Genomic DNA, 12237 nt, shown 5'->3' with positions numbered 1-12237 from the left:
TCAAAGCTACCCGCCGGGTCCGACAGTTAACGGATCGGGGGCAGCGGCGTCCGCCACTGCCCCCGTCGATACTCTCCGGTTAGGTGCTAGGCGCGGCCGCCCGGCGTTCCGTCCTGCGGACGGTCCTCATCCGTGGAACGGGCGGAGGGCTTGTCGAAGAAACCGCGGGTTTCCTCGTCCACCACCGGCGATGTACCGGTCACGGGCCTGGCTGCTGCCGGGTTCGCCGTGGCGGAATTGGTCGCGGCCGGCGTGGCGGTCTCGACACGCTCTGCTGTTTCCGCGCGGTCGTGGTCGTGGGTGCCGCGGCGGGATTCGACCGTCATATCAACGCTGAGGAAGATCAGTCCTGCGATAACTGCGCCCAGCAGGGGTGCAGCCCAGAAGAGCCAGAGCTGCTCCAGCGCGCTGCCTCCGGCAAAGATGGCGGTGGCGGTGGAACGGGCGGGGTTGATGCCGCCGCCGGTGACCGGGGCCAGCATGGTCAGCAGCACTGCATAGGTCACGCCGACGGCGAAGGCTGCTGCCACCGCACCGTAACGGCGGGCGGTCGCACCAAGGAAGACGGCTGTCAGCAGGGCGCCGGAAATAACTTCCAGCAGCAGCGCGCTGGGCAGCGGGAATTCGGTGGGCGAGTTCTCCGCGTAGCCATTGGAGGCGCTGAGGAAGAATTCCTTCGTCTGTGCACCGAACTGGTCATGGCCGTTGATGGCCACCCACAGGATGGCGACGCCGAGAATGGCACCCACAAGCTGGGCCAGGATGTAGGGAAGGACATACTTCCATGCCGTGCGCCCGGCCACGGCACTGCCGAGGGTGATGGCCGGGTTGAAGTGCCCGCCGGAGATGTAGCCGAAGGCCACCATGGCAGCGGCCAACGCCAGTCCGAAAGCCAGCGGGGACGTGATGCCCGTGCCGGTGGCGAAGATGGCGACCGCCACACCAACGAAAACGAGCAGGAACGATCCGATGGCCTCTGCCACGGAGCGTCCCACAAACCCGTAGTCGTAGCCGCGGTCTGCGGGCGCTGCTTCGCGGGCGGACACTGCCCGCGCACCGCTCAGGGGTAAGGACTCAGATGACATGGAAGAAGATTTCCTAACGTGTGGTTGGTGCCGCCGGCATGCAGCCGCCGGTACAGAGACATGTTTTCGAACTCACAACAAACTACCCCACCGTTTCAGTGCAGTCTGTTAACTCCCTGAATATCCCCTGTGCATCCAGCCTTCCGGCTCCGGGCCAGGAAGCGCCCAGCACCTATGCTGGAGTGGTGAGTTCCGAACCGCATTCCGTTCCCGTGTCCGCTTCCTTCGCATCTTTGTCCGGCAAGATCCGGGGATGCCTGTTAGGCGGTGCCCTCGGCGACGCCTTCGCGAATCCGGTGCCGCCGCGGGATGCAGCCGGACTGGGGATTACAGCGGATACGCAATTGGCCCTCTACTCGCTGGATGGCCTGCAGGAAGCCATCGAGTGGGCCAATCAGGGGTTGGGAGCCGACGAGACAGCCTGCATCTGGCTGGCGTACCTGCGCTGGCTCCGCAGCCGGGGACTGCCGCTGCCCGAAGCGGGCCTGGTGCCTCAGCCGCGCGCCATAGACGCCGAACCGCTGCTTCGCTCTGCCGACGGCGCTGCCGATGCTGCCGGCGCGGATCCTGAAGTGCTCGCGGCCCTGTCCACGGGGGAAATGGCAACCCGGCAGCGTCCGGTCAACACCGAAAACAGTTCCGCTGCACCCCTGGTCCGCTCAGCTCCGTTCGGACTGCTGCCCTACGTGGGTGCGGAAACGGTCTACAAGCTGAGCTTGGATGCAGCGTCGCTGACCCACGGGCACCCGGCGTCCCGACATGCCGCGGCGGTCTTTGCCTCCACGGTGCACGGACTGCTGGCTCCCGGGGCTACCTTGCGCGGCGCAGCGGAGGCGGCCGCGGAGCAGGCCGCACTGGTTGCGTCCGACGACGGCGGCTCCCCCGAGCTCGTGAAGCGGCTGCAGGCCGTATTGGCCGGCACATCTGTGGATGGCACCGTCACCGGAGAAGATACCCGGCCAGCCGCAGCAGAGGACGCGCTTGCCCTGGGGCTGGAGATCGCCCTCGCTGCCGCTAACAGTTCGGTTCCTGACTCCGCCGGCGCCATAGTGCCGGCCGCCATCCGTCAGGCAGCCCTCCGTGGCGGCGCGCCAGCCGCCGTGGTCGCCGGCAGCATGCTTGGAACGCTTTATGGACCGTCGGCGTTGCCCGATGCCGACGCCCTCCGTGAGCACAGCGCCATTGAGAAGCTCGCTGGTGCTTTCGCGGCAACAACCATCGCCCCTTAGCTGTCCCGGCTTGCCCGGTGCAGCGCAGCTACGTACCCGGCAAGGGTGGGGCGGTTGACCGGTAGCGGTGGCCGGTTGGCGCGATGATGTCCACGGTGTGGCGACGGGCGGCAGTAGTGGCCTTCCGGACCCGCGATCTCGGGTGGCCGGTGGTACCGGACGCCCCGATGACGGCCGCTTTCCACCCTGGCGCTTCCTTGGCCTGGTTGCACGCCTCGCACAGCCCCTGGATATTGGCTGCCTCCGTAGGACCGTCGTCACGGTGCGGCCGGATATGGTCCTGGTGCCGGATCGGCGCATCGCACCACGGGGTCCGGCACATCTGGTCCCGTACCGTGATCAATCGGGCCAGGGACGCCGGCACGAACCGGGCCTTCGAGTCCATGGCCAGCAACTCGCCAGAACTTGGGGCGGTGTAGAGGCGGCGCAGCCAGGTCCCGGTCGGGCCAGGCGCACTGCCGGCGGAACCGCTTGAAGGATCCCCGGAGCCATGGGAGGCATCTGTCGGGGACTCCCCGGGCTCCCCTGTCTTCTGAGCCCTTCGACGGGCGCCCTTACCTACCAGATCCCGTGCCCACGGCGCCGGAACCACCCCGTATCCGGCCAGGTATGCCGGCTCCCGATCTCCGGCAAGCAGGGTTCGGTCCGTCATCACCAGCTGCACTTCCACCGGCACCTGGTCAGCCTTTGCCTGGCCCGTGATGCGTTCAACCATCGTGTCAGCCATGATCTGCCCCCGGCCGCGGGCATCGCCCCGTGCCCGCAACGAATCCGCAGCACGGCACAAGGCCGCATACACCGCAACCCCCTGGGCCACCGGCAGCAGACCCGTCAGGTAGGTCATGGTGTCCGGAGCCGGACGGCAGGACACAAACCGGTCCGCCTCCGCCTTCGCCGCCCGCCGCACCAACGCGGCCTGATCAAGCCGGTACGTGATCTTCCGGATCCTCGCAATCAGGCGCTGATCCCCCAATCCGTCCAACCCGGCAGGATCCCCGGCAATCTCCTGATCCACCAGCCGCCGGTCCGCCACGGACAGGCAGGCAGTCTCGCGGACCAGCAGGGTCGCCCGCCACTCACTAATCCGGCCCTCCGACAACGCCTTAAGCGTGCACGGCATCTCCTTCGTCAAGGCCTTCGCGAAGCCCAGAATCCGGCCGCCGCGGGCCGGAGACTCACGCCGAGCCAACGCCACCTGCGCTCCAACGCCCACACCCTGCTTCTCCGCCGGCAGCCCGGCCCGGGCATGCGCAGCACGCACGGATGCATCTAACGCTGCCGCGGCACGGGCCTGCACTGCACACGCTGCAGCCTTCAGCTCCTCCAAAGCACGGAGCCGGTCAACAAGCCCTGCATCCGAATCCGCGGCAATCCCGGCCAGGGATTCCTCGGAGGCGAGCGCCCGGGACCAAGACGCCACGACCGGAGCCGCAGCGGAGGCACTCGCGGGCGCAAGGCGGAAAACAGGCGCCGGTCGGGGACCCGAGGGGTCGGGCTGCAAGCACTCCGCCACTCGCAATGATTCGAACATGTGTTCGATAGTAACGACCGCAAAAGTCCGCAACAACAGGTGTTTTTGAGCCTGTGGACAAAGTACTTATGCAAACAGGTACAGGACACCCGGCGCGGCGATATCCCCAGACGGACGGCCGCGCCGCCCTCCCCCTACTGCGAAGCCCGGGGCCAAATCCCGCCGAGAGTCTGGAGGAACTCCGCTTCGGAGAGGACTTCAATCCGCTGGCCCCGCTCATGCAGGTCCAGGACGCGCCGGGCCTTGCCGGTCAGGCGTCCGCTGCGAAGGTCCGCCGGTTCGAAGCCGTCGCCGACCACCAGCACCGTGGTTGCGCGGGTGACGTTGCTGGCCGTCCGGGCGCCTACCTCCGCGGCACGGTCCTTGGCGCTCTGGCGGGCCATTCCCAGGTTTCCGGTGAAGACCACGGTCTGCCCGTACAAGGGATGGGCGGGGTCCGCGAGCGGGTTGGGCAGCGGGTTCTCCCCTTCGGACGGCCATCCGGTCCAGGCAGTCCCCGCTGCAGCCGCCGTCCCGGTGCCCTTGGCCATGGCGTCACGGGTGGCTTTGGACAGCTCATGCTGGCCCGGCACATAGGCGGGCAGCCTGGAAGCCTGCATGCCCTGGCGGAGGAAAAAGTCCGGCATGGAGGAGGCCCCGCAGCGCCGGGCAATGTCCACCATGATTCCGGCACAGGCACGGGCGTCTTCTGTGGCGTCGTGGTGGTTCAGCAGCGGAACGCCTGCCGCTTCTGCGGCGAAGGGCAGCGAGTGCGAGGGCAGCTGGTAGGTGCGGCGGGAATGAACCACCGTGCAGGTGTAGTCGTACGCAGGGCCGGCCAGCCCGGACACTTCCAGCGCGGAACGGATTACCCCCATATCGAAGGCCGCATTGTGCGCCACCAGGAGGTCATCCCCAATGAACGCCCCGATCTCGGGAAAAAGCTCGCCAAAGCGGGGAGCTCCGGCCACCATCTCCGGTTCAATGCCGTGGATGCGCACATTGCGCCGGTCGAAGTAGTCGTGCCCCTCGGGCGGCCGCATCAGCCAGGAAGTCTCTTCGACCACCTGTCCGCCGCGGACCCGGACCAGGCCCACCGAGCACGGTGAACCGCGGAATCCGTTGGCGGTTTCAAAGTCGATCGCGGTGAAGTTCAGTCCCGCGTTAAGCATCTTCGCCGGTCACCGGCTTCCGTGAGCTGCGGACCTTGGCAGCAACGAACCACACAGCCGCAATGACAACCGCTGCAATGACGATCTTCTGGAAAACACCGGCGTAGGCCTCAACGAGGTGCCAGCTTTCGCCCAGATAGTAGCCGGCCAGAATGAAGATGGTGTTCCAGATCAGGCTGCCGGCAGTAGTGAGCGCGGAGAAGGTCAGCAGGCCCATCCGTTCAATGCCTGCGGGAATGGAAATGAGGCTGCGGAACAGCGGAATCATCCGGCCAAAGAACACCGCTTTATAGCCGTGGCGTTCAAACCAGGCCTCCACCTTGTCCACATCTTCCAGGTCCACCAGGGGAACCTTGGCCACCACCCGGCGCATCCGGTCCCGGCCGAGCCAGGCACCCAGCCCGTAAAGGGCCAGCGCGCCGAGAACCGAACCCAGCGTGGTCCAGAACAAGGCAGCCGTGAGGGAAAAGCTTCCCTGGCTGGCGGTGAAGCCGGCCAGCGGAAGGATAATTTCGCTCGGCAGCGGCGGAAACAGGTTTTCCAGCGCAATGGCCAGGCCGGCACCGGGGGCACCGATGCTTTCCATCATGCCGACAGCCCAGTCTGCCACCCCGCCAAGGGCGGAGGGCTCCGCTGCGGCCTGCTCTGCGGCAACCTGCCCTTCGGCAGGAGGCTCGACGACAGCGGCGGGAGCGGCAGGAGGCTCGACGACGGCGGGAGCGGCGAAGAACTCGAAGAAAGTCGGGGAGGTGGCTGCGGGAACGGCTTCAGTAATAGTCATCTCGCGCTCAATTCTGCCCCAGCCCCCTGCGCCGGGCAGAATCCCGGGACCCCTCCCCGGCGTGTTTGGGACACATCACACACCGGGGCCCCGGGATTCGGAGACGGGCTAGCCCTCCGCAGCCAGTGTGCGGACCAATGCCGGAAGCAAGGCACGGAAGGCCTGGCCGCGGTGGCTGATGGCGTTCTTTTCCGCGCTGCTCAGTTCCGCGCAGCTGCGCTCGGAACCGGCTGGGACCAGGATGGGATCGTAGCCAAAACCGCCGCCCCCCCGGCGCTCGGTGAGCAGGGTTCCGCGCAGTTCGCCCCGCTCCACGGTTTCCGAGCCGTCCGGGCCGGCCAGTGCCGCGGCGCACACAAAGGCGGCCCCGCGGTGCTCGGCGGAAATGTCCCCCAACTGGGCCAGCAGCAGGTCCAGGTTCGCGGCGTCGTCGCCGTGCCGGCCGGACCAGCGAGCGGAGAAGATGCCCGGCGCTCCGCCCAGGACGTCCACGGACAGGCCGGAATCGTCCGCCACTGCGGGCAGGCCCGTGGCGGCGGCAACCGCATGGGCCTTGAGCAGTGCGTTCTCTTCAAACGTCACGCCTGTCTCGGGTACATCGGGAACCCCGGCGGCCGCGGCGTCGATCACCTGCGTGTCGACGTCGAGCCCGGGCACCTGCCCGCGCAGCAGTTCACGCAGTTCACGCAGCTTGCCCGGATTGCGGGTGGCCAGGACCAGGCGCGCCTGTGCCATTTATGCCGTGCCCAGGGTCTGCCGCTGGATGGCGGCCAGTTCGGCGGTGCCCTGCAGCGCCAGGTCCAGCAGGGCGTCCAGTTCGGCGCGGTCGAAGGGAGCGCCCTCGGCGGTTCCCTGCACCTCCACGAACTTGCCCGAGCCGGTGACCACAACGTTCATGTCGGTTTCCGCCCGCACGTCTTCGACATAGGGCAGGTCCAGCATGGGCACGCCGTCGATGATGCCCACGCTGATGGCGGCAACGGTGTCCAGCAGCGGGGACGCGTTGCGGGCTATGAGCTTGTTTTCCTTGGCCCAGGCCACTGCGTCGGCGAGCGCCACATAGGCCCCGGTGATGGCTGCGGTACGGGTGCCGCCGTCGGCCTGCAGGACGTCGCAGTCCAGCACGATCGTGTTCTCGCCCAGCGCCTTGGTGTCGATGATGGAACGCAGGGAGCGCCCGATCAGCCGGGAAATCTCGTGTGTGCGGCCGCCCAGTTTGCCCTTCACCGACTCGCGGTCATTGCGGGTGTTGGTGGCGCGGGGAAGCATGGCGTACTCGGCGGTGACCCAGCCCTTGCCTTCGCCCTTGAGCCAGCGCGGCACGCCGGGCGTGAGTGAGGCGGTGCACAGCACGCGGGTGTTGCCGAACTCGATCAGGGCCGAGCCTTCGGCCTGCTTCGACCAGCCGCGGGTGATGGTGATGCTGCGCAGCTGGTCCGGGGTACGTCCGTCCGCGCGCACGAGGCTGGCGGACGGGACGGGAGTGGAGGCGGTAGTCATGGCTTCAGTCTATCGCCGGCACTGCGGCTAGACGCTGCGCGCCTTCTGCCCCGCCAACGGCTCCGCGAACGGGCTGCCAACGTCGTAAGACACTCCGGCCACGGCCACCGCAAGGTCACCTGTGTAGGAGCCGCGGGCCTCGGCCACGCTGAGGCTGGCGTCATTCCAAACCGGCAGGTGCGTGAGCAGCAGCCGGCGCGCATTGGCGGCAGTGGCCGCAGCCCCGGCACGGCGCCCGGTCAGGTGCACACCCTCGATCGCGTCGTCGCGGCCCTCGTGGAAGGCAGCTTCGCAGAGGAAGACGTCGGCGTCCCGGGCAGCTGCTTCCAGCCCCGGGCAGGAGTCAGTGTCCCCGGAATAAGCCAGGGTCCGCAGGGTGGATACGCCGTCGGCGTCCAAGCTGCGGGCCTCGACCCGCAGCGCGTAGGCTTCTTCGGCGGGGTGCCGGACCGGATACGGGGTGATGCTGAAGGGCCCGATCTCCACGGTGCCGCCCGGTGTCCAGTTGCTGAACTCGAAGTCCTCGTGCATCCCCGGATCCAGCTCCAGGCCGTAGGCGGTAGCCATCCGGTCTGCGGTAGCCGCCGGTCCCCACACCTTGATCCGGTCCCGGTTCCAGCCCGAGGGATCCCAGTGCACCGCCACGTGCAGCCCGCACAGGTCCATGCAGTGGTCGGGGTGCAGGTGGGTCAGCAGGACGGCATCAATGTCCCGCAGGTCCATGTAGCGCTGCAGGGCCCCCAGGGACCCGTTGCCCAGGTCCAGCAGGATCCGCCAGTCGCGCACGCCGTCGTTGGCGGTCACGAGGTAGCACGACGCCGGCGAGGCGGGGCCGGGAAAGGAGCCGCTGCAGCCCACAATGGTCAGTTTCATGCGGTGCCGTTCCAGGAGGCGCCGCTCTGCGCCCCCATGTGTTCGGGGGCGTCTGCCCGTGCTGCGGCAATCATCTGCGGAGTGACCCGCGCCATGCTGCCGGTGGGGTAATGCGCTGCCACGTGGTCAACGTGCTGGACGCTGAGGACCTCGGGGCCAAGGAAACGCCGGGCCAGCAGCTCGAAGGAAGCCGAATCCCCGGTTGCGACGAAGGTGTGCTGCGGGGGTGTCTGCGAACGGCGTTCGATGCCGTGGGAAATCAGTGCCCGGTAGACGTCCTTGGCAGTTTCCTCGGCGCTGGACACCAGGGACACGCCGTCGCCCATTACGTAGGAAATCACGCCGGTGAGCAGCGGATAGTGGGTGCAGCCGAGGACGAGGGTGTCCACGTCCTTCGCCCGCAGCGGAGCGAGGTATTCCTCGGCGGTGGCGAGCACGTCCGGGCCGGAGGTAATGCCGGCCTCCACGAACTCGACGAAAGCGGGGCAGGCCACGGAGGAGACCGTCAGGTGCGGCGCGGCAGCGAAAGTATCGTCGTAGGCCCGCGAGCCCACGGTGGCGGCGGTGCCGATGACGCCGATCCGTCCGGTGCGGGTGGCCGCGACGGCGCGGCGGACGGCCGGCTGGATGACCTCTATGACCGGGATGCCGTACCGGCGGGTGTAGCGTTCGCGGGCGTCACGCAGGACGGCGGCGGAGGCAGTGTTACAGGCAATGACCAGGAGCTTGACGCCGGAGTCCACCAGCTCGTCCATCACGCCCAGCGCGTTGGCCCGCACTTCGGCAATGGGCAGCGGCCCGTACGGTCCCTTGGCGGTGTCCCCCACGTACATGATGGCTTCGTTGGGCAGCTGGTCCAGGACGGCGCGTGCCACGGTCAGGCCGCCGACCCCGGAGTCGAAAATGCCGATGGGTGCGTCCGACTTCCCCTCTGACTTCCCAGACGGTTGTGCTGCAGCGGACGGATTGACCCGGTTCGAACTCATAATGTAATGACAATAGTCCTCCCCGCGGCGCCCGCACATTCACCGCTGCGTGCCGTTGCTCACAGCCCAAGCCGGTATTGCGGGCCGGTAAAGCGCCAGTTCAGCGTCAGTTCAGGGTGTCGAGCAGCGCCTGCATCAGTGTTTCCTGCAGCCATGTGACGAAGTTGTACACCAGGGCCAGGTAGCCGTCCACGTCCTGCGCCTTGGACGGGTCCGTTATGTCGTGCAGCCGTTCAGCGTCCTCATCGTCGGCCAGGCCCAGGCGGTCGCCCAGCACCAGCCGGACGTCGTTCAGGGCGCGGGCAAAGAGCCGGGCCTGCTCCGCGTCCAGCCGCAGCGGGCCGGTTTCCAGCTGCAGGGCAGCTGTGCGCAGGGCCGCCTGCTTCGATTCGCGCAGGCTGCGTTCGGTGAACCGGCGGAACTCCAGGGCGTCGTCTTCCGCCTCGGTGCCGTTAGGCAGCAGCCGCAGCAGCGCCGGGTCCTCCGGGGCAACGGCGGACGGGTCGATCCCCACCATTGCCGCGAGGGGATCTGCGTCCGCTGCGGTGTCCGGTTCCAGCAGGGACTGCACATCGGCGAAGAGCTTGCGCAGCAGGTCCCGCTCCCCCGGTTCCAGGTTGGCGGTGATGCCCTTGCGGGTGAGCTTGAATCCGGTTGCCACGATATCCGTTCTGGTTTGCGTTTCGTCAGCAGCTGTTGAAGTGCCGGTGCCTCTTTAACGGCCCGGGAGCCGGCTACGCTGCGTCCGCTTTCTGGAAGGTGGCCCACAGCCCGTAGGAGTGCATGGCCAGTGTGTCGCGTTCGGCGGCCTCCCGGGAGCCGGTGGCCACCACCGACTTTCCGGCCTGGTGCACCTCCATCATGAGCCGGTGCGCCTTGGCCTCCGAGTAGTTGAAATAGCTCTGGAAGACGTAACTGACGTAGCTCATGAGGTTCACCGGGTCATTCCACACGATCACTACCCAGGGGACGTCCACGGCGGTAAGGGATTCGGTCTCCTCACGTATCAGGGTGTCCGTGCCGGGTGCAGTGCTGGTAGCCATGGCTTCAATTGTAGTGAGGATTCAGTGCCGAACTGCCGCGGCGGCATCTTCTCCCCAATCGGGATAAGCGGGTTAGAGTTTTGCCTGTGAACAGTCACGCCGCTTGGCATTCCCCAAACTCCGCCCTGTATACGGATCATTACGAGCTGACCATGCTCCAGGCCGCCCTGCATTCGGGCACGGCCTCCCGCCGCTCCGTCTTCGAGGTTTTCGCCCGGCGCCTGCCCGACGGCCGCCGCTACGGTGTTGCTGCCGGAACCGGCCGCATCCTGGAAGCCCTGGAAAACTTCCGGTTCGATGCACCGCAGCTGGATTTCCTGGCCCGCACCAACGTGGTGGACGAGCGCACCCTCGCCTGGCTGGCGGATTTCCGTTTCTCGGGCAACATCTACGGGTACGCCGAGGGCGAAGCGTATTTCCCGCAGTCGCCCCTGCTTATTGTCGAGTCCACCTTCGGGGAAGCGTGCATCCTGGAAACCATGCTGCTGTCCATGCTCAACCATGACAGTGCCATCGCCTCTGCCGCCTCCCGCATGACCTCGGCCGCAGACGGCCGCCCCTGCATTGAAATGGGCTCGCGCCGTACCCACGAGGAAGCAGCCGTGGCCGCAGCCCGTGCCGCGGTGATTGCCGGCTTCAACAGCACATCGAACCTGGAAGCAGGCCTGCGCTACGGACTCAAGACCGTAGGCACGGCGGCGCACTCCTTCACCCTGCTGCACGACTCCGAGAAGGAAGCCTTCACGGCGCAGACCGCTGCCCTGGGCATGGGCACCTCGCTGCTGGTGGACACGTACGACGTCGAACAGGGCGTCCGCAACGCGGTGGAAGTGGCCGGACCGGCGCTGGGCGGCGTCCGCCTTGATTCCGGGGACCTGGTGGCGCAGGCCCGCTGGGTGCGGGACCTGCTCGATGACCTGGGCAACACCGGCACCCGCATCATGGTCACCTCCGACCTGGACGAGTACGCCATCGCGGCCCTGGCCTCGGCGCCGGTGGACACCTACGGCGTCGGGACCTCCCTGGTCACCGGCTCCGGCGCGCCCACCGCCGGCATGGTCTACAAACTGGTCAGCCGCGAGGGTGATGACCATGAGTTTGTTTCCGTGGCCAAGGCGGCCAAGAACAAGGCTTCGCGCGGCGGGCGCAAGTACGCCATGCGCCGGCTGAACGAACACGGCACGGCAACCGCCGAGGTGGTGGGAATCGGCCACGCCCCGGCCGACGACGGCAACGACCGTCCGCTGCTGCACCAGTTCGTTGCCGATGGAGAGATCCTGCCCGGCTGGACCGGGCCCGAGGCCGTCACGCGTGCAGCCCGGCGGCACGCAGAATCCCTGGCCGAACTGCCCACCTCGGTAAACCGCCTGCAGCGCGGCGAACCGGCAATCCCCACCGAATACGAGGAGTAAGCATGGCGCGTGCCCTGATCATTGTCGATGTACAAAACGACTTCTGCGAAGGCGGCTCGCTGGCCGTCTCCGGCGGAGCCGACCTTGCCGGTGAGATCACCGATTACGTGGAAACCTCGGCTGGCCGCTACGACCTGGTGGCCGCCACGCAGGACTGGCACATCGATCCCGGAGCGCACTTCTCCGAGACGCCGGACATGGTCAATTCCTGGCCGCGGCACTGCGTGGCCGGCACACCCGGGGCCCAGCCGCACCCTGACCTGGACACCGAACTGGTGGACGCCTTCTTCCGCAAGGGCCAGTACGAGGCGGCCTACTCCGGCTTCGAGGGCGTGCTGGCCCCGGACGTCGAGGTTCCCCTGGGTGAACGCGAAGCGGAACCGGACAGCGGCGAAGAGACGCTGAGCCTGGATGACTGGCTGCGCGACAACGATGTGGACGAGGTGGTGGTCCTGGGCCTGGCCGCCGACTACTGCGTGCGTGCCACCGCCATGGACGCAGTGGCCGCCGGCTACACCACCGCAGTCATTCCGGAACTTTCCCGCGGCATCAACCGGGAATCCACCATGGCCGCCTGGGCGGAACTGGAAGACGCCGGCGTCGAGATCATCGACCTCTAGCAGCACACACACGGGGAAGGGGGGGG

13 protein-coding genes are annotated in these 12237 nt (G+C 67.4%); 3 read left to right on the top strand and 10 right to left on the bottom strand.

Features of this window, described 5'->3' with window-relative positions:
- Nucleotides 1–86: 86 nt before the first annotated feature.
- Nucleotides 87–1085 carry an aquaporin gene (locus QNN98_RS16120; protein ID WP_283998497.1) on the bottom strand — a complete coding sequence of 333 codons (999 nt, stop codon included), beginning with the start codon at nucleotides 1083–1085 and terminating at the stop codon, nucleotides 87–89.
- A gap of 185 nt (nucleotides 1086–1270) precedes the next feature.
- Between QNN98_RS16120 and QNN98_RS16115 the strand changes: the two genes are divergently transcribed.
- Nucleotides 1271–2314, top strand: a complete 1044-nt coding sequence (locus QNN98_RS16115; protein ID WP_283998495.1) for an ADP-ribosylglycohydrolase family protein — start codon at nucleotides 1271–1273, stop codon at nucleotides 2312–2314.
- Nucleotides 2315–2342: 28 nt separating this feature from the next.
- On the opposite strand, the gene QNN98_RS16110 is transcribed toward QNN98_RS16115, so the two are convergent.
- The 9 genes from QNN98_RS16110 to clpS form a co-directional block, all read right to left on the bottom strand.
- Nucleotides 2343–3734, bottom strand: coding sequence for an HNH endonuclease (locus tag QNN98_RS16110; RefSeq protein ID WP_283998493.1), 1392 nt, complete (start codon nucleotides 3732–3734; stop codon nucleotides 2343–2345).
- Between the two features lie 245 nt (nucleotides 3735–3979).
- Nucleotides 3980–4996 carry a 3'-5' exonuclease gene (locus tag QNN98_RS16105; protein WP_227924886.1) on the bottom strand — a complete coding sequence of 339 codons (1017 nt, stop codon included), beginning with the start codon at nucleotides 4994–4996 and terminating at the stop codon, nucleotides 3980–3982.
- A complete protein-coding gene (locus QNN98_RS16100) occupies nucleotides 4989–5777 on the bottom strand; it encodes a DedA family protein (RefSeq protein WP_283998491.1) in 789 nt (262 codons plus the stop codon). Before QNN98_RS16100 ends, QNN98_RS16105 begins: the two co-directional genes overlap by 8 nt.
- Nucleotides 5778–5885: 108 nt before the next feature.
- The gene (gene rdgB, locus QNN98_RS16095) at nucleotides 5886–6512 is read right to left on the bottom strand and encodes an RdgB/HAM1 family non-canonical purine NTP pyrophosphatase (RefSeq protein ID WP_283998489.1); all 627 of its coding nucleotides are present in this window, start codon (nucleotides 6510–6512) and stop codon (nucleotides 5886–5888) included.
- On the bottom strand, nucleotides 6513–7277 hold the full coding sequence (gene rph / locus QNN98_RS16090; RefSeq protein ID WP_231700913.1) for a ribonuclease PH: 765 nt from the start codon (nucleotides 7275–7277) through the stop codon (nucleotides 6513–6515).
- A gap of 27 nt (nucleotides 7278–7304) precedes the next feature.
- Entirely contained in the window at nucleotides 7305–8150 is an 846-nt protein-coding gene (locus QNN98_RS16085; RefSeq protein ID WP_283998485.1) for an MBL fold metallo-hydrolase, read from the bottom strand.
- The gene (murI, locus tag QNN98_RS16080) at nucleotides 8147–9136 is read right to left on the bottom strand and encodes a glutamate racemase (protein WP_283998483.1); all 990 of its coding nucleotides are present in this window, start codon (nucleotides 9134–9136) and stop codon (nucleotides 8147–8149) included. Before murI ends, QNN98_RS16085 begins: the two co-directional genes overlap by 4 nt.
- A gap of 106 nt (nucleotides 9137–9242) precedes the next feature.
- A complete protein-coding gene (locus QNN98_RS16075; RefSeq protein ID WP_283998481.1) occupies nucleotides 9243–9797 on the bottom strand; it encodes a DUF2017 domain-containing protein in 555 nt (184 codons plus the stop codon).
- 73 nt (nucleotides 9798–9870) lie between these two features.
- Nucleotides 9871–10179 carry an ATP-dependent Clp protease adapter ClpS gene (gene clpS / locus QNN98_RS16070; RefSeq protein WP_227913867.1) on the bottom strand — a complete coding sequence of 103 codons (309 nt, stop codon included), beginning with the start codon at nucleotides 10177–10179 and terminating at the stop codon, nucleotides 9871–9873.
- Nucleotides 10180–10265: 86 nt separating this feature from the next.
- Here clpS and QNN98_RS16065 point away from each other — a divergent pair, with 86 nt between their 5' ends.
- Together QNN98_RS16065 and QNN98_RS16060 are read left to right on the top strand one after the other, a co-directional pair.
- Entirely contained in the window at nucleotides 10266–11591 is a 1326-nt protein-coding gene (locus QNN98_RS16065; RefSeq protein ID WP_283998455.1) for a nicotinate phosphoribosyltransferase, read from the top strand.
- A 2-nt stretch (nucleotides 11592–11593) separates the two neighbouring features.
- Entirely contained in the window at nucleotides 11594–12211 is a 618-nt protein-coding gene (locus QNN98_RS16060) for a nicotinamidase (RefSeq protein WP_283998453.1), read from the top strand.
- Nucleotides 12212–12237 lie beyond the last annotated feature (26 nt).

The organism is Arthrobacter sp. zg-Y1143 (assembly GCF_030125565.1).
GTDB lineage: Bacteria > Actinomycetota > Actinomycetes > Actinomycetales > Micrococcaceae > Arthrobacter_B.
Note: the sequence above shows the minus strand (reverse complement) of the source record. Positions and strands in the feature narration are given on the sequence as shown.

Coding starts and splice junctions, on each gene's coding strand:
- QNN98_RS16120 (WP_283998497.1), bottom strand. CDS start 1,085: ATGTCATCTGAGTCCTTACCCCTGAGCGGTGCGCGGGCAGTGTCCGCC.
- QNN98_RS16105 (WP_227924886.1), bottom strand. CDS start 4,996: ATGCTTAACGCGGGACTGAACTTCACCGCGATCGACTTTGAAACCGCC.
- QNN98_RS16100 (WP_283998491.1), bottom strand. CDS start 5,777: ATGACTATTACTGAAGCCGTTCCCGCAGCCACCTCCCCGACTTTCTTC.
- rdgB (WP_283998489.1), bottom strand. CDS start 6,512: ATGGCACAGGCGCGCCTGGTCCTGGCCACCCGCAATCCGGGCAAGCTG.
- rph (WP_231700913.1), bottom strand. CDS start 7,277: ATGACTACCGCCTCCACTCCCGTCCCGTCCGCCAGCCTCGTGCGCGCG.
- QNN98_RS16085 (WP_283998485.1), bottom strand. CDS start 8,150: ATGAAACTGACCATTGTGGGCTGCAGCGGCTCCTTTCCCGGCCCCGCC.
- murI (WP_283998483.1), bottom strand. CDS start 9,136: ATGAGTTCGAACCGGGTCAATCCGTCCGCTGCAGCACAACCGTCTGGG.
- clpS (WP_227913867.1), bottom strand. CDS start 10,179: ATGGCTACCAGCACTGCACCCGGCACGGACACCCTGATACGTGAGGAG.
- QNN98_RS16060 (WP_283998453.1), top strand. CDS start 11,594: ATGGCGCGTGCCCTGATCATTGTCGATGTACAAAACGACTTCTGCGAA.